The following is a 21,185-nucleotide window of genomic DNA, read 5'->3' as shown; positions in this document are numbered from 1 at the left end:
CTAGAACAGGTGCCCGGAAAAAATGAGCAGGCCGAAACAGGTCAGTTGGAGCGTACAAATCCGGGCCAGCATATCCCAGGCTTTGCTTTGTCCCCAGAAATGTTTCTTTTTGTTGGCCCGTTCCAGGAATTCGAAACCGATCATCAGGATCGCCATGTAGAGCCCGTAGATGATGTAATGCCATTCGGTGCCGTGCCAAATCCCCATGAGGAGGAAAAGGAGGAGGTAGCCGGCGGCCGAGGCCATGTAGCGGTTAGTCAGCCATTTCTTTTTGGCACTGGTCAGGACAAAACGCATGTAGATGTAATCCCTGAACCACATGGAAAGGGAAATATGCCAGCGCTGCCAGAAGTCTTTGATGTTTTTGGCCCAGAAGGGGGCTTTGAAGTTTTCGGGGGACTTAATTCCGAAAAAGCGGCTGACACCGATGGCAAAGACGCTGTAGCCGGCAAAATCGAAGAAGAGGTAAGCGCTGTAAGCATACATGTATTTGACCGTGGGCCAGAAAGCGTGGGCATGAGTCAGGGGAGCGAGAGCATAGCGGTTGATCAGATAAGCGATGATGAACTTATAGAGAAAGCCGCGGAAAATGTACTCCAGGCCCTCCACCATGTACCCGGTATATTCTTGCCGGGTCAGAGTTTTTCTCAGATCGGAGAGAAAGCGGCGGTAGCGATCGATAGGGCCGGAAGCCAAGGTGGGGAAAAAGAGGACGAAGCTGATGAAGTCTCCCAGGTTGACTTCTTTAATCAGGCCGTCCCGGATTTCAATCACTGTACCTACGATGCGAAAGGTGACGTAGGAAATTCCCAAAAATCCCAGCAGGGAGTCCCAGATAGGTTTCATCTGGCCCTGGTTGGAAGGAGTGGCTGCCGGGAAGCTTGGGGAGCTTGACGGAACGTGAGAACCTGAGAAAGCGTGAGCTCCGGCTGAAGCTGAGGGTCCCGACAAAGCCTGAGAGCTAGAAAAGGCGTGGGAGCCTGAGAGAGCCGGGAAGCCTGACAGTGCCTGTGGGCCGGATAGACCCTGAGCGACTGAAACGACATGAGTGCCGGGCAAGGTGTGAACTGCCGGCAGAGACCGGACAACTGCCGGCAGAGACTGGACCTCCGGGAATGATTGATAGCCGGAGGGAGCCGACGAGGCGGGGAGTGACGGTGAGAAGCCTCGGACCGAGTGAGCGGCCTGAGCGTGTTGTTGCGCGTGTCCGGCCAGGGCTGTGGTGGCAGGACTTCCCAGGAGACTCTGCACATAGTGATTGAGTCCCAGCAGGGGGACAAACTTGACCAGTAGGAGCGGCAAGAGGCTGAGGACTACGGCCAGATAAAAGACATAAGCCTTGTTCCGGTGGCGTTCCGATTGACGGTAGTACAGATAAGTGCGGACCAGGGCGTACTCGAAGACAAAATAAACGACGGCCTGAGTAAAATAAGTGAGGGGGCGCAGAATTAAATAGAGCATGCCGACGGATACGTGCATAATCCAAAGGGAGCGCGTTCTGGGAGAAGCTTGGCTGAGGCCCAAGACGATGGCGGGAAGAATGGGAATGAGAAGCCATAAGAAGAAGGAAAAGCTGTCATACGGGATCATAGTGGCCTCCTAGCAGTGCTCTGCGGTCCACTTTGCCGTTGGCCGTCAGAGGGATGTTGCGGATGAAGATGTAGCGCTGCGGCAGCATGTAGGCGGGCAGGACCCGGCTTAACTGTTTTCGCAAGTGTTGTCCCAAATCGAACGAGTAGTTTTGTCCGTGGGGTTCTGTCGTCTCGCGGGGTTCTGTCGTCTGGCGGGGTTCTGTCGTCTCGCGGGGCTTCGCCGCCGACAAGACGGTAATATCAGCGCAGAGCTTGACGAAAGCTTGCAGGGCCGCAGTTTTGCCCCGCCGCTCCAGCGGGAGCACGATCGCATTTTCGACCCCGGGCAATTTGCGCAACTGTTCCTCGATTTCTCCCAACTCGATCCGGTATCCGTGCAACTTGATCTGGAAATCCCTCCGACCCAGGTAAAATAACCGCCCGTCGCGCTGGCAGCCGATGTCCCCGGTGCGGTAGGCCCGCTGGGTGCCGCCCTCCTCTCTCCAGGCAAAGAAAGCTTGTCTTGTCAGTTCGGGATGGTTGAGATAGCCGATACTGACGTTGGGACCGACAATGACGATTTCCCCTTTTTCTCCTGCAGGGAGAGGTTTGAGCAGCGAAACTGTTTCGAGACGTTGCTCGTTGTTCGTTTCGAGGCGGCTCCCGCTGTCCGTTTCAAGACGGCCCCCATTGTTTGTTTCAAGACAGCTCAGGTTGCCTGCTTCAAGGCGGTTGCAGTTGTCCGTCTCGAGGTGACTTTGATTGTTGGTGTCGAGTTCGTCCGAGTTACAGATATAAATCCGGCAACCCGGGGAATGTTCACCCACAGGGAGTGGTTCGGAGTTTTCGGCCATTTCCGCACTGATATCAACCCCGGATACGGCGACGGTGCCTTCTGTGGGACCGTAAAGGTTAATGACCCGAGCCTGGGGGAAACGTGCCAAGAGGCGGGAGGCCACGTCGTTCGGCAGGACTTCGCCGCAGAAGAGAAAATACCGCAGATCGGGGAGGAGTGCCGAGGCAAAGCCCGGATCCAGAAGACACATTTCGGCAAAGGAGGGTGTCGACACCCAATAGCTCAGGTGTGCTTCTGCTAAAGACCGGAACAATTCCCTGGCATTCGCGATTTGCTCCCGGTCCACGCTCCAGAGCGTTCCTCCGTTGCTCAAGGACATGTACAGGTCCATGACGGACAAATCGAAAGAGAAAGGGGCTTGATTGAGGAAGACCTCTTCCCCCCGGCGGGGGCAGTACTGGCGGTTGACCCAAGTGACAAAACTCTCCAAAGCGCGCCGTGTGATTTGCACGCCTTTGGGTTCACCGGTACTGCCGGAGGTGAAGATGATATACCAGACATCGTCGGGGCCAATCTGCCATTCGGGCTTGCGGTGGGTTCCAAGGGGTGCCAAAGAGTGGAGATCACCCAGGTGAATTTGCTCTTGCCACAGGAAACCGCTCCTTTTCACCGCTGCGGGGAGCACTTGGGGGGAGAGTACGGCCGCGGCTTGGGAGGTCTCCAGGATTTTGCGCAAACGTTCGGGGGGAACGGATGTATCTATGGGGATATAGGGATGACCGGCTTTGACGCTGGCCAGGAAAAGAACGGGCATCTCACTTTCTTTATGGCCATAGATGACGACGGGAAGACGCTTGTGCTTATTGTGATCACTGTGATAATCACGAGCGACCCTCTCCCGCAGCCATACGGCCAAGGCATCAGAGTAAGCGTTGAGTTCCGCATAGGTCAGAGACTGCTCTCGGTGCCTGTGGGCCGGATGCTGCGGTGTCTCTTCCGCCCAGTGCTCGATTTGCTGTAAAAGCATTTTTTCACTTCCCTCGTCTTTATGTGCACATCGGAAAGCACAAAAATCGGTAGTATGCAAGCCTAACTTCGGCTTCTGCGTTCGCCGGGTGCTCCACTGAAACGTTCGCGGCGAACGGTCTGGTTTCCGTAATTATTCCTTTTAGAAGCCATTGTAGATAAACGGCGGCGGGGTGTGCTGTTTTCCCACCAGATAGAGGATAAAGAGCCCCATCAGGATCAGGTAGTAATAAATGACCCGGGTCACCCAAACCGTCTTAGGGTTTTTGATGAACGAAGCGATCCAATGCTTCATTGAATTCAACCCATCCTTTCTCACTGGGATGAGACGGATCATCCATGAAATATTTGTCATAGGCGTGGTTGGTAAAATCCGCCAAGGCAAAGCCGTAGCGGTGCGCCAGAGCGCGGACCTGCTCGTCATACTTCTGCCGCTGCCATTTGGGAAATCCGGTGAAGTCATACCAAGGGCCATTGACCGGCTGAATCAAAAAAACGGGGTCTGCCCCTTCGTTTTTCAGTACCCGCATTAAGAGGTTGAGATCAGCATATTCGGGAGAGGGATAGAAACGCCCTTTCCGCGCAGAGTTTTTGAACTTCTGCAGGTTTTTGACTTTACCTTTAAAGAAATTATTGTTGATGCCAAAAGGGTTGTTGGTTTCCACCTTGGCCACGTCTGCCGTTGCCTTTTTGAGCATTTGAGACCAAGGGGGTAAGGTCTTCCAAGACGGATCTTGGGCATTTTTAGCGATTTCTTTTGCCGGTAGGTGGTGGAGAACCTGAAGGGTTTTACTCGCGTCCTGAATTTCCAAAGACGCCAGTTCAACCCTGGCGGCGGGCCAATACAAGGCTTCCATCAGACGGGAAATGGGGTCGGGACGGTCGTAATATTTGAGCAGTCCCTCCAGTACCGGATAAGAGTGCTTGACTTCATTAAATTGAATCAGGCGTTGAGCCAGAGCTTCCTTGGTTTGGACAGTTAACGCAGGGTTAAAAAGCATCTGGTAGGCTTGTAAGACGGAGAAATTGGCGGCGAACGTATTTTGGGCGATTCCCCCCGGGTGGAACCACTGGGCCGAGAGAGAAAGGACGATCTTTTTGCCTTTCAAATCCTGAGCTCCGGCATAGAGGGCCTGGATCAGATCCAGGGAGCCCGCGTGCCCTACCAGGTAAGGGGTCCAGCCGGTCGGCCTACCGGCAAATAGCTTGGTGGGATTGTAAGGGCCTCCGTGATTAAACTCGGAGGACCCGTACATGGGCACTATGGCCGGGTCCTTTAAGGCTATACTTTGTAAAAGGGTTCCCTGGAAAAGCGAAGGAATAAGGTTCTCGCTCGCGGTTTCGATCATCCCGGGTTTGAGCGAGCGGCTGACCCACCAGCGGGTAAGGGGTCCGACTGCCAGAATGGTAAGGAAAAAGAGCCCGAGGGCCAGGCCCAGAGGTGCCAAGCGCCGGCGGATCATCTGGCTTTCCCTTCCAGATAGCCGATGATTTTTTCCGGGGTCGACCACGTTTCCCGCTCCACTTCGGTGGGTGCAATCTCTAAGCCCAATTGTTCATGGATGGTCAGCATGAGCTCGACCAGACCGAAGGAATCAAGGAGGCCATGGGCAAAAAGGTCGAGCTGAAGGTTGTCTGCGACTTCTGCCGTGCCGCAGATGTCAGTTAAGGCGGACAAAATTACCGAACGGATTTTTGCTTGATTATTTGCCTCAGCATTAGGTTCGGTCGTCGTTTGGTTATGCATTGTTTTTCTCCTTCGTCACGTTCATGCGGTTCATTGTGCCGCTCGTGCGGCCCTTTGGGAATACGCCATCCATTATAGGCGGGACTTCTTAGAATTTGCTGAGAATCGTGTGAGACAATTATGGTCGCTGAGCCGAAGTGCAAGAGGTGAAATAGGTGCAACGTTTACACGGATTTTCCCTATGCTATTCAGAAACTTGAGGTTGGCTAAGTGAGGACAATGACTTTCAAGCCATAAGCCAGAGGAGGGGTGTCTTCGCATGATACTCAATAGTCTGGAAAGGTTCTTCATGAATCAACCGCTGCGTACGTCCTCAGTAGAATACTATCTTAAGAAAATAAGGTTCGGCAAGGTCGGCTTAACCGCCGGTAGTCTCGAGCAGAAAAAGATTCTCGAAGTGGGATGCGGAAGCGGTATATGGACGGAAGCATTGCTAAAGCACTATGACGTGAAGGAAGTACACGCTTTTGATATTGACAAGAAGATGGTTGATTTGGCTTACAGGAGATTGTCCCGATATATTCCGGGAAAACTTCTGCTGTCAATGGGGGATGTCACGGATATTGATGAACGCAATGGCTCTGTTGATGTCGCATTTGACATTGCGATCTTGCATCATGTGGAGGATTGGCAACGAGCCATAAGAGAAATTGCGCGGGTTTTGCTGCCAGGAGGAGTTTTCTTTTTTGAAGAAGTCAACAAGAAGGGTCTGGAAGGATGGTTTAACCGGACGTTTTTTCGGCATCCAACGGATAATCGATTTAGCACGGAGGAAACCGATGGGAGATGAGGGGAAATGGACGAGAGTCAAATGGATATTGAAAAGGTACTGCAACGTTTGCGGGTCCCGGATGACATTGATGACCTCATGGAGGTAACGGAGAACCTTTCTGTTGATCCCGACCCGGCGAGGGTGGAAAGAATTAAGGAACGCACCCTGCGGAGGGTATGCAGCGAGCCGGGAAACGACCTATGTGAGTTGGGCCGCGAGCGCTGTGAAGCATTGAAAAAACGGCATTACGTCAAATGGTGGTATGTAACTGCCGCGGCGGCTGCAATTTTGTTGGTTATCTTGAGCACGGGTCCCAATAACGTTATAGCGGCCGTGAACAGCATGCTTTCGTATATTCCGGGGTTTGGCCTGCACTCCACCGATAAGGTTAACCTGGTCGCTGTTTATCCGGTCCGGGCGGAAAGGGCAGGGGTAAAAATAGACATCAACGGGGTATTGGCTGACCGCAAGGGAACTTCAGTGATGGCCTATGTCCAAGGGGGCCTTCCGGATATGCGGAGCTCCTATCTGGTTGATTCGGCAGGAAGGCGCTATCCATATAGGGGCGGGCCTATTGGTCAGGCAGGGGCCGGCACGGGGGCTTGCGAGAATCTCTGGGCTGGGTACACGGTTTTGCCGGCCAATATCAGAGAAGTTGCTTTAGTGATTCCCAGCTTGTCAAAGAGGAAATAGTAAGCCAAGACGGTACTTGGTTAAGATTCTATGTTCACTCAAATTCTGTTGATGGGGCTACGATAAGCAGCCTGGGCTTGGCGCACATCAGCGTTAATGGAAAGGAACTGAGTTCCTGGGCCAGCAGGATGAGCCCGTCAGGAAGCATGGAGTGGTTTGAAATACCGGTTCCCAAAGAGTCTAGGGATTCTCGGCTGACCGTGGCGGTGGATTCTGTAATTGTCTGGGTCAGAGGACCGTGGAAGATGGAGGTGCCGGTTACACCGGGGTTTAAGTGAGTGGGCGTCAAACGTATCATCCGGGTGCGGCTATCGGAACCGGGTTCGAAGTGAATCCGGTTCTTTTTTGTTGACACATAGAGCAAACAATATTAAGATGTGTTTGGACATAAGCATACTAAATAAGGAAGTGTTTAGACACGGAACACGCAGATCTCGGTGAACGCTTGGAACGGGCGTCGCTGGCGGAACTCAAAAACGGTTACTGCGAAGAGCCGGATGGTTACAGATGCCTGGCTTGCGGCAGGAGCATTGAGAAGGGGGTCGTTTATGAGCACGGGAGTGTTCTCTATGAAGCACAACGATATATACGCATTCATATCGAGGAAACCCACGGTTCAATGTTTGAGTTTCTCATTCATTTGGACAAGAGATTTACCGGTCTGACCGAGCATCAGAACAAGCTTCTCAGGCTCTTTTATCTGGGCAAGAGTGACGAAGAAATCAAACGGGATATGCAAATCGGCAGCACAGCCACCATCCGCAACCACCGTTTCGTTCTCAAGGAGAAAGAACGCCAGGCCCGCTTGTTCCTGACTTTGATGGAATTATTAAAGGCTAAGAAAAGCAAGCCCACCGCACTTATCCCTCCGTCGGCAAGCGGGACAATGATCGATGGCCGGCACCTCCTTTCCGACCCAGAAAACGAGAGGATCCTCAAAAAGTATTTTCCTCATGGCTTAAACGGCCCGTTGCAGACGCTGCATATGAAGGAAAAAAGCAAACTGGCGGTATTGCGGCAGATTGCCCAGCGTTTTGCGGAGGGCAGATTTTATAGCGAAAAGGAAGTTAACGAGATTCTAAAAAGTGTCTATGTGGACTACGTGGCTTTGCGCCGCTCTATGATTGAGTATGGATTTATGAAGAGGCTTCCTGACGGCAGCCGTTATTGGCTGAAAGAAAGCGCGCGGGGAACGGAGGAAGAGGATGGCGCCGCAGGCCGGATGGGCGCATCAGAGGGTGGAGAAGGGGATGCGGCGGGAAAGAGTGAAGAGACTGAAGACCAGGGGTTTCTAGGCGACACGGGGGAAGATGAAGCAGGGGAGAGGGGTGTGGGCTTGCAAAAAGACGAAGGTGCGGACCGGAAAAACGAAGCGAAGGAAAGAGAAGATGAGAAAGTGGACCAAAGAGGGGAACTGAAAGCGCAGTACAAGGAAATGAAGACCGAAGCCGGTGTCTATCAAATAAGAAACACCAAGAACGGAAAGATGTTCGTGGTAGCCACTCCCAATCTCAAGACTATCAACGGGAAAGTTATGCAATTAGAGGGAGGAGGGCACACCTGCAAAGAGCTTCAGCAGGACTGGAACTTGTATGGGGAGAAAGCCTTTGTATTTGAGGTGTTGGAGGTGTTGAAGGAAAAGGAAGAGGGCTATTTTGACAAGAAAGAAGAATTGAAGAAACTTGAAGCGAAGTGGCTGGAGCGGTTGCAGCCCTACGGTGGGCGCGGTTATAACCGGCCAAAGAAAGGACTATGAGTATGAAAGTTTTCGGTAAACCGTCGCCTCGAAGGGGGTGGGTAAGGCTCGGCAGGTCGACGGACGCGGCTGCCCCGGAATGAGCGGCCTAAAGGGCGAGTGCACGCGTCAGATCCAGGAGGTCGGCAGGCCAGGGAGCCCGCAGGGTGAGGATGCGGCCGTAGGCGGGGTGTCTGAAACTGTACGAGAAAGAATGGAGGGCTTGGCGTCCGATGAGAGCTGTATCTCCGCCGTAGAGGTCGTCCCCGAGCAGGGGATGGCCCATAGACTGGCAGTGGACGCGGATTTGGTGGGTGCGTCCAGTCTTCAAGTCGAATTCGAGCAGGGTGGCGGCGGGATAGCGGCGGAGCACCCGGAAGAAAGTGAGGGCCTTTTGACCTTGCGGATGTACTTGGCGCAGAATGAAGCTGCCCGGGACAAGTCTGAGGGGGCCGTCGATTTGACCGCTGTTCTCAGTGATTTGGCCGCTGATAAAGCCTATGTAGCGCTTTTGCACCCAGCCGTGCTCTAATTGCCAAGCCAGCTGCTGGTGGGCAAACCGGTTCTTAGCAATGAGGACCAGGCCGGAGGTATTACGATCAATGCGATGGATGGGGCGAAAAACATGCTCTTGGCCCTGGGACTGCCAATGCCAGGCGACGGCGTTGCCGAGAGTGCTGCGCGGATAACGGGGGGTCGGGTGGACAACCTGGCCCCAAGGTTTATTGACTGCCAGGAGGTAGTCATCCTCATAAACGATGTGCAGCGGCAGGGGCTCCGCTTCGATATTGGCGACTTCTTCGGCTTGAAGGGCGAGGCTGAGGGTCTCACCGCTGTGGCCGCGCGTACTGAGGAAGGTGAAACGGCCGTCGACCCAGGCGCGCTCACCCTGTTTCAATCCTTGTAGAAGGTGCCGTGAAAAGTGCAGGCGGCGCTTCAAGATCTCTTCGTATTTTTTGCCTTCATCTTCGGGCTGGAGAGTGTATTTCCACTTATTGTGTGAAGTCTCATTTAGCATGGGTCACCTCGCAGGTGTCGTCCAGTGTCGCACTTTCCGGCAAGCTGCAGCCAGGATTCGAAACTTCTGGCTTCACCACACGACTCACCTCGGTAATTATTATACCACGCCGTGACTGGATTCATTGTGATCAGATCCAATGTAACGAGACTCAATGTCTACAGATAAGCAAGAGCAGCCGTTGCTTCCCAAAAGCCCCGCCATCCGGCCCTTGTGGAGGGGTTCAATATCCCGGTGCCCATCTGAGCATGTGTTTTCACCCGATCCCAGTTTGCATATTGCCCCCGGCTGGACAGGGCTCCCTCCGGTGCTATAATATGTCCAGTGCCACAATATCCGGGTGGATACAGCCTTAGATAAAATGCGAGTGCCGGAGAAAGGAATACGGCAAATTGCAAGCACAGCCTTGGACGGAGGTAACATGGGCACTTTGGAGAAAATTAACGGACATACTTATTATTGTCCGGGAGCGACCAACGTGGGCGTGGTCCGGTATAAGAACGGAATGGTTTTGCTCATAGACGCCGGCATCGACAGCGCGGCGGGCCGGGCGGTGGCCCAGGCTTTGGAAGCAGAACACTTGAAAGCCAAATATGTGCTCCTCACGCATGCTCACCCGGATCATTTCGGAGCGGTGAAATTCCTCAAGGAGCAATACACAGGACTTGAACGCTACGCCAGTGCGGGGGAGGCTATCTATCTGACGAATAACCTTCTGGAAAGCAGAGCCCTCTTCGGCGCCAGTCCCTTGCGGGAGTTGGAAGGGCGTTTCCACAAAGGACCGGTTCTGGCTTTGGAGGGAACCGTACCGGAAGGAGAGGTGGAGTTTGGGGACAAACGCTATCGCATTATTCCTTTGCCGGGGCACACATATGACCAAATCGGAGTGCTGACCGGGGACGGGGTGCTCTTTGCCGGAGACAGTCTGTTCAGCGAAGAGATCATGGCGAAATACGGCTTTCCTTTTCTCCTGGATGTCGAACAACAGTTGCAGACGCTTGAACGCTTAAGCGCGCAAGAGGTTAGTGCGGTGGTCTTGTCCCACGCTTCTCAGGTTTATTCGTCGATCCAAACGCTGTGTGCCCAGAACAAGGCTCGCATCGACGAGTACTTGATGAAGATCCAGAAGTGGTGTGATCAGCCCTTGACCCGGGAGGAGGTCACCGAGCAGATCATTGTTTCGGCGGCGCTGGATCCGGATATTGCCCAATACCAGATGACATTCGCGACCGCGGGGGCCTTCCTGTCTTACCTGGCCAAGGCGAAAGCCTTGGAGAAGAGTGTGATCAGCGGGAAATGCTACTATTATCGTACATAAAGTTAAGCGGAAAGAGGAAAATTACGTTTCATGAAGAATATCTTGAAGTACCCTTGAGAGGGTTCCGGCCTGAGGAACTTGGAGACCTGGTTTTAGCGGAGGGCCTTGGAGGGAAGGTTCAGCCGGAGGCACTTGGCGGTAAGGTTCCAGTATGAGGATGGCCGGGGAACCGGTCGCAGGGAGTTCGGTCGTTAAATTAGGAAGGAAGGTGCTCTTACATGAAAGACCCACGTGTGGAAAAACTGGCGGATACCCTGATCAATTATGCGGTCAGGCTACAGCCCGGGGACAAGATTTTGATTGAAGTCATCGGCTTGGAGCTCCCCTTGGCTCAAGCCTTGATACGCTCGGCCTACCAGGCGGGAGGGGTTCCTTTTCTCTCCATCAGTGATCATACTCTAACACGCGAAATATTAAAAGGATTGACAGTGGAGCAGGCCCAAGCGATGACCCGTTGGGATTTGGCCCGGATGAAAGAGATGCAGGCTTATATCGGGGTGCGCTCGGGAGAAAATGTCAATGAATGGGCGGATGTTCCCAGTGAAAAGCTGAAAATTTACCAATCCTATTATTCCAAACCGGTTCATCTAGATCAAAGAGTGCCGCGGACTCACTGGTGCGTTCTGCGTTACCCCAATGCCTCCATGGCACAGCTCTCGAATATGAGTATTGAAGGGTTCGAGAATTTTTACTTTGATGTTTGCAACCTGGACTACAGCTTGATGTCCAAGGCCATGGATCCGTTGAAGGAGCTGATGGAACGTACGGACCGGGTGCGCCTCGTCGGGCCGGGGACGGATCTTTCCTTTTCCATTAAAGGCTTGCCGGCGATAAAATGTGACGGGCATTTGAATATTCCGGACGGCGAGATTTTCTCGGCGCCGGTGAAAGAGTCTGTCAATGGCGTCATCTCGTACAACACGCCGGCCGTTTTCCAAGGGTTCACCTATGAAAACATCGTCCTCCACTTTGAAAAGGGCAAGATCATGCGGGCGACGGCTAATGACACTGAGCGAGTGGAAGCGGTGTTTAATACGGATGAAGGCGCCCGTTATGTGGGAGAATTCGCGCTGGGGGTCAATCCCTATATCCAGACGCCTATGAAAGATACGCTATTTGATGAAAAAATCGACGGGAGCTTTCATTTCACGCCGGGGTCCTGTTATGATGATTGTGACAACGGCAATAAATCCGCCATTCACTGGGACCTCGTTTGTATCCAGCGCCCCGAGTACGGCGGGGGCGAGATTTACTTCGACGATGTTCTGGTGCGCAAGGACGGGCGCTTTGTGCTGAAAGAGCTGGAGGGACTTAACCCGGAGAATCTCAAATCATAATCCGTAGCCGATATTTTGGTTTTGCCCAGCTTTTTTTGAGGATGAGGACATCTTTTGCGTTTCGGTTATAATGGTTATAATAAGGTTTACTCGCCGAGAAAGGTTTGGTTCGCGGAGAGGGGTGGAGAACAAGTTGAGAATTTTAAGTACGCTGCCGATCAAAGAGGAGCGGCGAGCAGAAGTCCGGAACATTGTCAAAGATGCCGAATATATCTATGTCCAAGAGCTGAATGCAGTGGATGAAAAGGCGGAGATTCTTGTGACCTTCGGACCGGAAGTTACGGCGGAGAATCTCACCCGCTTGCCCCGGTTGCGTTGGATTCAGGCCATGTCGGCCGGAGTGGATAATTATCCGCTGCCGGCGCTGGCGGAACGGGGAATTACCCTGACCAACGCCCGGGGGGCGCATCAGATTCAAATGACGGAGCACATCATGTGGAGCATGCTCACGCTTTTTCGCCGGGCTCAGGTTTACATGCGGCAGCAGGAAAAAAAGGTTTGGGACTCTGCCCTGAAGCTGGAGGAACTCTATGCCAAGACCGTCTGTATTGTCGGGGCGGGGCGCATCGGCGCAGCGGTCGCCGAGAAGTGCCGGGTTTTCGGCATGACGGTTTTGGGTATTTCCCACAGCGGTGTCAGTCATCCGGCCTATGACCGAGTGGGGAATTTGGCGGCTTTGGGGGATTTTTTGGCTATGAGCGATGTGGTGGTTGTTCTCCTGCCTCTCACTCCGGCCACGGCGGGTTTCTTCAATGCTCAACGGTTTAAGGCCATGAAAAAGGGTGCTTATTTTATTAATGTGGCTCGGGGACCGGTCGTGGACGAACCGGCCCTCTTGGCCGCTCTGCGGGAGGGCCGGGTAGGGGCCGCCGCTCTCGATGTGTTCAGGCAGGAGCCTTTGCCGGCCGAGAGCCCGTTCTGGACTATGGCCAACGTGGTAGTGACGCCCCACATCGGCGGGCGCTCACCCCATTACAATCAGAGAACTTTTGCGATCTTTCTCAAGAATCTGAGCGTCTATCCCGACTTCGGGCGAATGATAAACCGGATCGATTTGAGCAAAGGTTACTGACTCCGGGAGGAGGAATGGCGTGGCTTCGAAGTGGATTGCCATACTCTTGGCAGGATTTTTATGGGGCGTGGGAGCGGATATTGATTTCACGCTGGCCTTCGGCCTGGGGGGGACGGCTGTATTTCTGCTGACGGCTCTGGTTACGGTCAGCCTGTTTTGGTACAAGGCTTTCCGGAAAAAGTTGAGTTCCCTTCAGCTTTGGATTGGGATTCTGCACGGGTTAATGGCGGAAGCGCTTCTCTTTGTCATGGCCGGGTTGATCTTTGGTTTGACCTCGCCGGAACTTCCCGGGCCGGGCTTGGGCTTTCCCCATCTGCTCGTTTACCTGGGATCAGCCATTGTCGCCGCCTTTTTCCTCCTGGCGTTCTTCCTCATAGTTCGTTTCCTGAAGGCGCGGGTGGCCAAGCGGCAGGGCCGGCCGCTGTCTCAGCGTTCCCGCAAGGACAGGAAAAAGTGAGCTCATGGAAGGTGAGAGTCTCATAGTGAAGGGTCTGAACAGGAAGCGGCTTTGCCTGGTCTATAATCCCTATGCGGGCCGTCGAAAATTCAATTACCAATTTGATACTGTCATCCGGATTTTCCAGGATAGCGGCTACGAGGTTTTGATTCACAGGACCGGTTCTCCTCAGGACCTGGAGGCCGTCGCCGCGGAATGTTCCGAGGTGGACACGCTGGTGATTGCCGGCGGGGACGGCTCTATCCACCGAGCGGTCAATGGCTTGATGAAGCTGCCTCCCGGGAAGCGGCCGCGGCTCGGGATCCTGCCGGTGGGTACGGCCAACGATTTGGCTTATTCCCTGAATTTACCCAAGAAGATCCCCGAGGCCTGTCAGGTGATTGCCAAAGGGCGAATTCTGGAAATGGATGTCGGAGTGATCAATGACCGCTATTTTGTCAATGTGGCAAGTGCCGGCTTGCTGACCGATGTTTCCCCAACCGTCGACATCCGGGTCAAAAATGCCCTGGGGCAGCTCGCCTACTATTTGAGAGGGTTGGAAACCCTGCCCTCTTTCCGGCCGTTTCGCATTGAATTTACCCACCGGGGGCAACATTATGAGGAAGAAGTTCTTTTAATGCTGGCTTTAAACGGCATGTCCGTGGGCGGTCTGCGCAAGCTTGTGCCCGGGGCGTCTTTGACCGATGGCTTCTTGGACCTGGTCATCATTCGCCAGAGCGGCTGGCCGGAAACGCTCCGGCTTTTTCTGGGGCTGCTCACGGGAGAGAGGATGGCCAGCGAGCGTTTAATCCTCTTCCAAACAGCGGAGGTGCGGTTGGCGACCGACCGGCCGGTCTATTCCGATCTTGACGGGGAATGGGGCCCGAAGAGTCCCTGGGTGATTCGGAGCGGGCCGAAAATTGACGTTCTCCATTGAGGTGGAGGAAGCCGGCGGGCAGAGGAGAGCAAATCTTCGGGCATGGAGGAATGGCCGTGTTCGGCACCCCTTTTCAGCAGACAGTCTTACAGCGTTTAGATGAACTGACTCCGGTACATATCGTGGGCGGCGCCGTGCGTGACGATTGCCTCGGCCACCCCAGCAAAGACCTCGACGCAGTCATTGCCCTTCCGGTCGCAGCCGTAGAAGAACGGTTGCGGGAGTGGGGTTATTTTCCCCACCGTTTGGGGCAGAGAAAACCGACGGTGACCCTGTTTGACGGTCAGGAGCGGCTGGATATCGGAGAGGCGGCCGGGGACCTGGAAGAGGATGCCTTGCAGCGTGACTTTACCCTAAATGCTCTCTATGTCAGGGTGGGAACATGGGAACTTGTCGATCCGTTAGAGGGTTTGTCCGACCTGCGCTTAGGGTTGCTGCGCGCGTGCGGGAGAGCCGAAGACCGGTTTGGGGAAGATCCCATCCGGGTTCTGCGCTTGGTTCGCCTGGCGGTGCAGTACGGTTTCCGGGTTGAGCCCGGGACTTGGCGTGCCGCCGTAAGGGCTTTGCCCCAATTGGGCGAAACGGCACCCGAGCGGGTTACGGCGGAATTGGCCCGCATTCTCGTTCTGGACAAGGTGACGGAGGGTTTGCTCATGCTCGCCGATCTCGGTTATTGGCAGGCCTATCTGCCGGAATTGGCCCGTCTGCAGGGGCTGGAGCAGAATCGTTACCACACTAAGGATGCCTGGGAGCACACGCTCGAGGTGGTGAAGAATACCCCTCCTCGGCTCTTGTTACGCTTGGCCGCCCTGTGGCATGATTTGGGAAAATGGGATACGGCCAGCCGGGAATGCCGAGTCGGGGGCAAGGTCGAACGAGTCGCCGGCGAGTGGAGGATAGAAGGATTTAAACTTCTGGGCACAGGAGGGGAGCGTTGGCAGGGAAAAGCCGCGGAAGTGCGCGGGGCGCGCTTGGACCATCACCCCGAGTGCATTCAGGTCAAACGGATGGGACCGCCAAGCGGCTTTTCCGGTTTTGCCTGGGTGCCGGACGGCAAGAGGCATTTCCTCGGACATGAGCGGGAAAGCGCCAGGATCGTGAAGACCCTTTTGCCCCGTTACGTTTGGTCCATGTTTCTCAATGAGCCCCGTCGGGGCGGAGAACGGGAGCTTCTCTTTCTCGTCGAAAATCATATGGCCGGAACCCTGGCTTTTTTGGCTGAATTACGCGGGGAAAAAAGCCCGGGGAGCCTGCGGGATAAAGCCAAAAGATTTGCTTGGCGTTATGGTTGGAATGGGCGCAGATTTGATCCGGAGCGCCTGGAAAACCTGCTCGCCCTCTGGCGGGCGGATTTTTTCGGCGGCAAAGCAAGGGTGCCGGAAGACAGCGCACGGTTGGAACGGATCTGTGAGGAGATCCGGAGAGCAAGCGAGGACCTCGCAGACCGCCTGGCCCGACTGGACTGGGAGCCGTTCCTGGCGTTTGCCCGCCATTATGGTTTGGCTGGGGAGGAAATAGGCCGTTTCCGGGAATTCATCCGCTCTGAGGTTGCGCTCGCTGAAGGGTTTCCCCTCGAAGATGAGGCTTGGCTGGTCAAAGAGTGGAGGAAATTCAGAGGCCGCCACAGATGAATGGGGGCAGGAGGGCGAAGCTGATGGGTGTCTGCGGGGAAGACGGACCCGATGGGTGCCGGCGAGGGAGGTAGGTCAGATGGGTGTCCGCGAGGACGACGGACCGGACTGGAAAGAGTGTATGGCCGAGCGGGCGCGGGAGCTGGGATTTGTCCGGGTAGGCTTTGCCAAGGCAGAGCGGCGGGCGGACCTGGAGGGGGTCCTGTTGCGCAGGGAACGGCTGGGACTCGTCACGCCTTTCGTCCGGGCGTCCCTGCGGCAGCGCACGGACCCGCGGGAGGTTTGGCCGGAGTGCCGGACAGTCATGGTGTTGGCTTATCCTTTCCCATTGTCCTTGCCCCCGTTACAGGGGGAAGGGGTGATCGCCCGTTCGGCTGTCGGTGAGGACTACCACGCTGTCCTAAGAAAGAAATTGGCCGCTTTGGAACAATTGCTGCGGGCCGCCGGCTGGCCCGGCCGGGAAATCCGGCAACAGGTGGATACCGGGCCTTTGGTGGAGAGATTTTGGGCTGTGCAGGCGGGAGTCGGTTGGATCGGGCGCAATCAGCAGTTGATTGTCCCGGGGGTTGGTTCTTTTCTGGCTTTGGCACTCCTCCTTCTGGATCGTGAACTGGCACCGAATACGCCCGTGCCTGCTGGATGCGGGGAGTGCGGTTTGTGCCTGGAAGCTTGCCCCGCCCAAATTCTGGGGCAGCCAGATTTCCGCGCAGACCGCTGCCTGTCTTACTTGACCCAGACCAAGGAGGTTCTCTCCGGCCGAGAGGCTTCTCTGCTGGGAAACAGGATTTTTGGCTGTGACACTTGCCAAGAGGTCTGCCCGCACAACAGGCTGCGTTTGCGGCAGGAGGCAAGCTTGTACGAAGAGATCCAAACGGAGCGAAGGCGGGCGGCAGGGGCTCAGGCAGGGGATGCCGCTCAGGGAGACCCCGCTGAGGACGTCGGCTCCCTAAAGGAGGCTGCGCGGGCTGTCGGGATCCGGCGCTGCGCCGTAGAGGGTCGCGGCATGCAACCGGAGCCGGTACCGGACCTCGGCGCTCACCGGGAGCCAACCCGGGATGCCGGCGCCGCCGGAGATGTTGCGCGCAATGTGAGCATCAAACCGGATTCCGTGGGGGGTGTCGGCGCTCAAGAGAATGCGGCGCGGGATGCCGGCCTTCGGCCGAACCCGGTTGCGGCTGCTCTCTTGTTCCGAGGCGTTGATCTCTTCCAAACCCTTCTCCTGACAAAGCCCGCTTTCCGGGAGAAGTTTGGCTGGACGGCCGCGGGCTGGCGCGGTAAAGGGATATTGCAGAGAAATGCTTTCTTGGCTTTAAAAAATGCCCAAGACAAACGTCTTCGGCATTGGCTGGCGGAGCGGAAGCAGGGCGGGGCCGTCCCGCCGCTGATCGAAGCCTATGGCGCCTCTGAGTTCGCAGCCGGGGACAACGACTGACGGGGAAGTCCTGCTCAAAGCATCTCGGCGCCGGCTGGTGCGGATCAATGTGCTGCTGCTTACGTTGACGAAAGAGGAAATTTGAAGAACCCAAGCCGAAAGAGTATGGCACAGGGACAGGCAGCCCGAAGAAAAGGAACTGTGCGGGTGCCGCTAGAGCCGGCGCTTGACGAAACGGGAAATCCGCTCCAGGGCTTCTTCCAATTGTTCGGTCGAATAAGCGTAGGAGCAACGGACGTGTCCCTCCCCGGATGGTCCGAAAGCCGTTCCGGGTACGACGGCGACTTTTTCCTCGCGCAGGAGTTGCTCGGCAAAATCTTCCGCCGAGAGGCGGGTTGCCGTGATGTCCGGGAAAACATAGAAGGCGCCGAGAGGCTCAAAACAGGATAAGCCCATCTCCCGCAGACCGTGTACCATGAGCCGCCGCCGGTGGTCATAGGTTTCCACCATCTCCCGTTTAGCTTGTTCGGCTGCGCGTAAAGCTTCAATGGCGGCTACCTGGGCCGTGATCGGAGCGCAAAGGATGGTGTATTGGTGAATGCGCGTCATGGCTTGAATTAGGTCGGACTGACCGGCCGCATAGCCGATGCGCCAACCCGTCATGGCGTAGGATTTGGAGAAGCCGCTTAGATGCAAGGTCCGGTCGCGCATGCCGGGAAGAGCGGCGAAGGCGGTATGGGTCCCTTGGTAAGTGAGATCCGAGTAGATCTCATCGGAGAGGATCAAGAGGTCATGTTCGGCCGCGAATTGGGCGATGGGCAAGAGATCCTCCCGGGTCATGATCGCTCCCGTGGGATTGTTGGGGTAAGATAGGACGAGAAGTTTGGCCTCTGGTGAATAGACCCGCTGCAAATCCTCGACCCGCAAACGAAAATCCTGATCGGCCCGGGTAGGGACATAGCGAACACCGGCTCCTGCCAAGATAGCACAGGGACCGTAGGAGACATAGGAAGGGTCGGGAACCAGCACGATGTCCCCGGGTGAGAGCAGGGCGCGCATGGCTAGGTCCACCGCTTCGCTGGCGCCCACCGTCACGAGAATTTCCGTTTCGGGATTGTAGAGCATCCCCTGAGTTTTGGCCAAATGCTGGGTCAACTCCTGCCTGAGTTCAAGAAGACCGGCATTACTGGTATACATGGTCTGCCCTTGCTCCAAGGAGAAGATCCCGCTTTCCCGAACCGTCCAGGGAGTGACAAAATCCGGTTCCCCGACACCCAGGGAGATAATACCCTCCATGGTGGCGACGAGGTCGAAAAACTTACGGATGCCGGAAGGCGGCAGGTTCGCTACGGTAGAGTTGAGATAGTGTCTCACGGTGAAACCATGAGACGTTGAGGCGTCTCGTCTCCCCCGGTGAGTTCAACCCCATCCTGCTTATAGCGGCGCAGGACAAAATGGGTAGCCGTGCTCTGTATATGTTCGAGAGGGGCAAGTTTTTCCGCGACAAAGAGCGCCACTTCCTGCATGGTACGGCCCTCAATGAGGAGAGAGAGGTCGTATCCGCCGGATATGAGATAAACTGCTTTAATCTCGGCGAATTTTTGCAGGCGCCGGGCGATCTTGTCAAAACCGAATCCGCGTTGGGGCAGGACTTTGACATCGATGAGGGCGGAGACTTTTTCATCCCCGGTGCGATCCCAATTGATTAAAGGACGGTATTGGACAATGACCTTCTCTTTTTCCCATTCGTGAATGCGGGTCGTAATATGTTCCACACTTAGGCCCGTCTGAATGGAGAGCTCTTGTGGCGTCAAACGGCAATCCTGTTCCAACAGTTTGAGCAGGCGCCGGTCCGGTTCTGAAAGCATGGTTAGCCCTCCTTTTGAAATTTAAGCAGGATATGCGTCTTGCATAACAACATAATAGCATAGGTACCTGTGATAGAACAAGAGTGTCCCGTCTGATCTTCTGGGTCTGGCGCTTCCGGCCAACGGAAAGAACGAATTCGGGATCTTATTCGGGGTGGGGGTACGGCCGGTGACCCTTCTACTCTAGCAAAAAAAGAGGCGAATATCCACGGGCACCGGCAAAATATCGCCTGGTGTCGGCACAATTATTTGGGTTTCCCCTCATTTTCAGGTTATAATAGGGACAGACAATTTGATAGTGAGGGGATATTTTGACGAAGGCCTTGCATGTGGTGATGGTGGAACCGGAAATTCCACCCAACACGGGAAATGTTGCCAGGCTCTGTGCCGCGACGGGCGCGTCGCTTCATCTGGTTAAACCGTTGGGTTTCAGCATCAGTGACCGGCAATTAAAAAGAGCCGGGCTTGATTATTGGCATTTGCTTGATGTTCACGTATATGAAGACTTTGCCGAATTTGAACAAGAGAATCCGTCGGGTCGCCGTTATCTGGCTACAACCAAAGCGAAGCAGGCCTATTCCGAGATGCATTTTGAACCCGGAAGCTATTTGTTATTCGGAAAAGAAACGAAGGGGTTGGCCCCGGAAATCCTGGCCCGCTATCCGGAGACGGTGATGAGACTGCCGATGATTCACGGAGCACGCTCGCTTAATCTTGCCAATTCGGTGGCCGTGGTGGTCTACGAGGCCTTGCGGCAGTGGGGTTTTCCGGGGCTGGAATAGGCGGGCGGAATACTCAGGCTCCGGTGCGGAGTCGGGGTTAAGTGCGAAGCCTGCAGTCCGGGTGCAGTGCGAAGCTTTTGGTTTGGTTCGGAGTTTTGGTTTGGGGCGACGCCCGCAGTCGGGGTGCGGAGGGCTCTCTATGGAAATTTTGACAGGCCGGGTTGCGGCTGGGGTCGATTTTGTGCGGTTTTCGCACCGGGATTGTGGCGGGTGTGCTCTTGGTGAACAGGGGGGTTTTAACGGTGCTGCCAAGAATTGATGTGGGGATCATTGCGGGTTCAAGTACGAATGCCATTTCTTTTCCCGAAGATTTAAAGGAGCCGGGGGTCGAGATGAAAGCCGAGAAGCTGGTCATTCCCACGCCTTTCGGAGACTCGCCGGAGTTTGTTCATTTCAGCTATGCGGGCAAAGAGATTCTCACCTGCCGTATGCACGGGTGGAGGGAAGGAGTGAGCCGGGCCGACGCCTCAAGGCAGATCTTTTGGGTTTTTCACGGGAGTGGTGTGCGTTATGTCTTGACCGAGGGGGGAGTCGGTGCCGTCAACCATCTCCTGAAGCCTAGGGATATTGTGCTCCCGGATGATTACCTGGATTTCTCATTACGCAAAGACGTTTCCTTGGGGCTGCCTTACCTTTTGACTATGCGCCAGCCGATTTGTCCGGACTTGTCTGACGCACTTTATGCCGGCATCAGGGAAAACACTCCTCCGGGTTATGTGTTTCGCCGTGGGGTGTACGCCTGTACGGATGGCAGGCATTTTGAGAGCCCGGCCGAGGTACGGATGCTGAAACAATTAGGAGCCGATGTCGTCGGGCAGTCTTTGTGCCCTGAGGTGTATTTGGCGCGGGAGATCGGGGCTCACTATGCCTCGATTCAACTCGTGGTCAATTTCGCTGAGGGAATCGTCGAAGATTGGAAACATGAGGAACTGGCGGACATCTTTTATAATGAAGCGAAGTGGGCCGGCCGGACTTTGCTCCGGGCCGTGACTCGGATCCCGCCGGAATTCTCCTGTGCCTGCCTGGATTTGCGGCAGCAGACCATGCTGCGGGACCACAAGGAATAATACTTCA

21 protein-coding genes are annotated in these 21,185 nt (G+C 55.1%); 13 read left to right on the top strand and 8 right to left on the bottom strand.

The window, feature by feature from the left end; genetic code table 11:
- From dltB to dltC, 5 genes are all read right to left on the bottom strand, one after another.
- Positions 1-1,590, bottom strand: coding sequence for a D-alanyl-lipoteichoic acid biosynthesis protein DltB (gene dltB, locus MNU25_RS14355; RefSeq protein ID WP_240985691.1), 1,590 nt, complete (start codon positions 1,588-1,590; stop codon positions 1-3).
- A complete protein-coding gene (gene dltA, locus MNU25_RS14350) occupies positions 1,577-3,394 on the bottom strand; it encodes a D-alanine--poly(phosphoribitol) ligase subunit DltA (RefSeq protein WP_240985690.1) in 1,818 nt (605 codons plus the stop codon). The genes dltB and dltA overlap by 14 nt, the downstream gene beginning before the upstream one ends.
- Before the next feature lie 141 nt (positions 3,395-3,535).
- Entirely contained in the window at positions 3,536-3,688 is a 153-nt protein-coding gene (gene dltX / locus MNU25_RS14345; RefSeq protein ID WP_240985689.1) for a teichoic acid D-Ala incorporation-associated protein DltX, read from the bottom strand.
- On the bottom strand, positions 3,651-4,856 hold the full coding sequence (gene dltD / locus MNU25_RS14340; protein ID WP_240985688.1) for a D-alanyl-lipoteichoic acid biosynthesis protein DltD: 1,206 nt from the start codon (positions 4,854-4,856) through the stop codon (positions 3,651-3,653). Before dltD ends, dltX begins: the two co-directional genes overlap by 38 nt.
- Positions 4,853-5,140 (bottom strand): D-alanine--poly(phosphoribitol) ligase subunit DltC, encoded by a 288-nt coding sequence (gene dltC, locus MNU25_RS14335; RefSeq protein ID WP_240985687.1) that lies wholly within the window; start codon positions 5,138-5,140, stop codon positions 4,853-4,855. The genes dltD and dltC overlap by 4 nt, the downstream gene beginning before the upstream one ends.
- A 259-nt stretch (positions 5,141-5,399) precedes the next feature.
- On the opposite strand from dltC, the gene MNU25_RS14330 reads away from it, so the two are divergent.
- From MNU25_RS14330 to MNU25_RS14320, 4 genes are all read left to right on the top strand, one after another.
- On the top strand, positions 5,400-5,930 hold the full coding sequence (locus MNU25_RS14330) for a class I SAM-dependent methyltransferase (RefSeq protein WP_240985686.1): 531 nt from the start codon (positions 5,400-5,402) through the stop codon (positions 5,928-5,930).
- A gap of 6 nt (positions 5,931-5,936) precedes the next feature.
- On the top strand, positions 5,937-6,605 hold the full coding sequence (locus tag MNU25_RS14325; RefSeq protein ID WP_240985685.1) for a hypothetical protein: 669 nt from the start codon (positions 5,937-5,939) through the stop codon (positions 6,603-6,605).
- A gap of 146 nt (positions 6,606-6,751) precedes the next feature.
- Positions 6,752-6,883 carry a hypothetical protein gene (locus MNU25_RS20140; protein WP_261486949.1) on the top strand — a complete coding sequence of 44 codons (132 nt, stop codon included), beginning with the start codon at positions 6,752-6,754 and terminating at the stop codon, positions 6,881-6,883.
- Positions 6,884-7,050: 167 nt separating this feature from the next.
- On the top strand, positions 7,051-8,361 hold the full coding sequence (locus MNU25_RS14320; protein ID WP_240985684.1) for a DUF2087 domain-containing protein: 1,311 nt from the start codon (positions 7,051-7,053) through the stop codon (positions 8,359-8,361).
- Between the two features lie 88 nt (positions 8,362-8,449).
- Here the strand turns inward: MNU25_RS14320 and MNU25_RS14315 are convergent, their stop codons facing one another.
- The gene (locus tag MNU25_RS14315; RefSeq protein ID WP_240985683.1) at positions 8,450-9,358 is read right to left on the bottom strand and encodes an RluA family pseudouridine synthase; all 909 of its coding nucleotides are present in this window, start codon (positions 9,356-9,358) and stop codon (positions 8,450-8,452) included.
- Positions 9,359-9,779: 421 nt separating this feature from the next.
- Here MNU25_RS14315 and MNU25_RS14310 point away from each other — a divergent pair, with 421 nt between their 5' ends.
- The 7 genes from MNU25_RS14310 to queG all read left to right on the top strand — a co-directional run bounded on the left by MNU25_RS14310 (position 9,780) and on the right by queG (position 17,521).
- Positions 9,780-10,676: an MBL fold metallo-hydrolase gene (locus MNU25_RS14310; protein WP_240985682.1), complete on the top strand. Its 897-nt coding sequence runs from the start codon at positions 9,780-9,782 to the stop codon at positions 10,674-10,676.
- A 218-nt stretch (positions 10,677-10,894) separates the two neighbouring features.
- Positions 10,895-12,013 carry an aminopeptidase gene (locus tag MNU25_RS14305; protein ID WP_240985681.1) on the top strand — a complete coding sequence of 373 codons (1,119 nt, stop codon included), beginning with the start codon at positions 10,895-10,897 and terminating at the stop codon, positions 12,011-12,013.
- A 133-nt stretch (positions 12,014-12,146) separates the two neighbouring features.
- Positions 12,147-13,085: a D-2-hydroxyacid dehydrogenase gene (locus MNU25_RS14300; RefSeq protein ID WP_240985680.1), complete on the top strand. Its 939-nt coding sequence runs from the start codon at positions 12,147-12,149 to the stop codon at positions 13,083-13,085.
- Between the two features lie 19 nt (positions 13,086-13,104).
- On the top strand, positions 13,105-13,542 hold the full coding sequence (locus tag MNU25_RS14295) for a hypothetical protein (RefSeq protein ID WP_240985679.1): 438 nt from the start codon (positions 13,105-13,107) through the stop codon (positions 13,540-13,542).
- Between the two features lie 4 nt (positions 13,543-13,546).
- Positions 13,547-14,458: a diacylglycerol/lipid kinase family protein gene (locus MNU25_RS14290; RefSeq protein WP_372503596.1), complete on the top strand. Its 912-nt coding sequence runs from the start codon at positions 13,547-13,549 to the stop codon at positions 14,456-14,458.
- 56 nt (positions 14,459-14,514) lie between these two features.
- Complete coding sequence (locus MNU25_RS14285) at positions 14,515-16,089, top strand: tRNA nucleotidyltransferase/poly(A) polymerase-related protein (RefSeq protein WP_240985678.1); 1,575 nt, start codon at positions 14,515-14,517, stop codon at positions 16,087-16,089.
- A gap of 79 nt (positions 16,090-16,168) precedes the next feature.
- Positions 16,169-17,521: a tRNA epoxyqueuosine(34) reductase QueG gene (queG, locus tag MNU25_RS14280; RefSeq protein WP_240985677.1), complete on the top strand. Its 1,353-nt coding sequence runs from the start codon at positions 16,169-16,171 to the stop codon at positions 17,519-17,521.
- Positions 17,522-17,674: 153 nt separating this feature from the next.
- On the opposite strand, the gene MNU25_RS14275 is transcribed toward queG, so the two are convergent.
- Both MNU25_RS14275 and MNU25_RS14270 read right to left on the bottom strand, forming a co-directional pair.
- Positions 17,675-18,835, bottom strand: coding sequence for an aminotransferase class I/II-fold pyridoxal phosphate-dependent enzyme (locus MNU25_RS14275; RefSeq protein ID WP_240985676.1), 1,161 nt, complete (start codon positions 18,833-18,835; stop codon positions 17,675-17,677).
- Positions 18,832-19,329 (bottom strand): Lrp/AsnC family transcriptional regulator, encoded by a 498-nt coding sequence (locus tag MNU25_RS14270; protein ID WP_240985675.1) that lies wholly within the window; start codon positions 19,327-19,329, stop codon positions 18,832-18,834. Before MNU25_RS14270 ends, MNU25_RS14275 begins: the two co-directional genes overlap by 4 nt.
- A gap of 335 nt (positions 19,330-19,664) precedes the next feature.
- Between MNU25_RS14270 and MNU25_RS14265 the strand changes: the two genes are divergently transcribed.
- On the top strand, positions 19,665-20,111 hold the full coding sequence (locus MNU25_RS14265; protein WP_240986868.1) for a tRNA (cytidine(34)-2'-O)-methyltransferase: 447 nt from the start codon (positions 19,665-19,667) through the stop codon (positions 20,109-20,111).
- 242 nt (positions 20,112-20,353) lie between these two features.
- Positions 20,354-21,178 (top strand): MTAP family purine nucleoside phosphorylase, encoded by an 825-nt coding sequence (locus tag MNU25_RS14260; RefSeq protein ID WP_240985674.1) that lies wholly within the window; start codon positions 20,354-20,356, stop codon positions 21,176-21,178.
- The last annotated feature ends 7 nt before the right edge of the window (positions 21,179-21,185 follow it).

Source organism: Acididesulfobacillus acetoxydans, from assembly GCF_902729405.1.
Classification (GTDB): domain Bacteria; phylum Bacillota; class Desulfitobacteriia; order Desulfitobacteriales; family Desulfitobacteriaceae; genus Acididesulfobacillus; species Acididesulfobacillus acetoxydans.
The sequence above is the reverse complement of the archived record's forward strand: the minus strand, read 5'-3'. Positions and strand labels throughout refer to the sequence as shown.

Coding starts and splice junctions, on each gene's coding strand:
- MNU25_RS14310 (WP_240985682.1), top strand. CDS start 9,780: ATGGGCACTTTGGAGAAAATTAACGGACATACTTATTATTGTCCGGGA.
- dltD (WP_240985688.1), bottom strand. CDS start 4,856: ATGATCCGCCGGCGCTTGGCACCTCTGGGCCTGGCCCTCGGGCTCTTT.
- dltC (WP_240985687.1), bottom strand. CDS start 5,140: ATGCATAACCAAACGACGACCGAACCTAATGCTGAGGCAAATAATCAA.
- MNU25_RS14265 (WP_240986868.1), top strand. CDS start 19,665: ATGGTGGAACCGGAAATTCCACCCAACACGGGAAATGTTGCCAGGCTC.
- dltA (WP_240985690.1), bottom strand. CDS start 3,394: ATGCTTTTACAGCAAATCGAGCACTGGGCGGAAGAGACACCGCAGCAT.
- MNU25_RS14305 (WP_240985681.1), top strand. CDS start 10,895: ATGAAAGACCCACGTGTGGAAAAACTGGCGGATACCCTGATCAATTAT.
- MNU25_RS14290 (WP_372503596.1), top strand. CDS start 13,547: ATGGAAGGTGAGAGTCTCATAGTGAAGGGTCTGAACAGGAAGCGGCTT.
- MNU25_RS14315 (WP_240985683.1), bottom strand. CDS start 9,358: ATGCTAAATGAGACTTCACACAATAAGTGGAAATACACTCTCCAGCCC.
- MNU25_RS14330 (WP_240985686.1), top strand. CDS start 5,400: ATGATACTCAATAGTCTGGAAAGGTTCTTCATGAATCAACCGCTGCGT.
- dltX (WP_240985689.1), bottom strand. CDS start 3,688: ATGAAGCATTGGATCGCTTCGTTCATCAAAAACCCTAAGACGGTTTGG.
- dltB (WP_240985691.1), bottom strand. CDS start 1,590: ATGATCCCGTATGACAGCTTTTCCTTCTTCTTATGGCTTCTCATTCCC.
- MNU25_RS14270 (WP_240985675.1), bottom strand. CDS start 19,329: ATGCTTTCAGAACCGGACCGGCGCCTGCTCAAACTGTTGGAACAGGAT.
- MNU25_RS14325 (WP_240985685.1), top strand. CDS start 5,937: ATGGACGAGAGTCAAATGGATATTGAAAAGGTACTGCAACGTTTGCGG.
- queG (WP_240985677.1), top strand. CDS start 16,169: ATGGGTGTCCGCGAGGACGACGGACCGGACTGGAAAGAGTGTATGGCC.
- MNU25_RS20140 (WP_261486949.1), top strand. CDS start 6,752: ATGGAGTGGTTTGAAATACCGGTTCCCAAAGAGTCTAGGGATTCTCGG.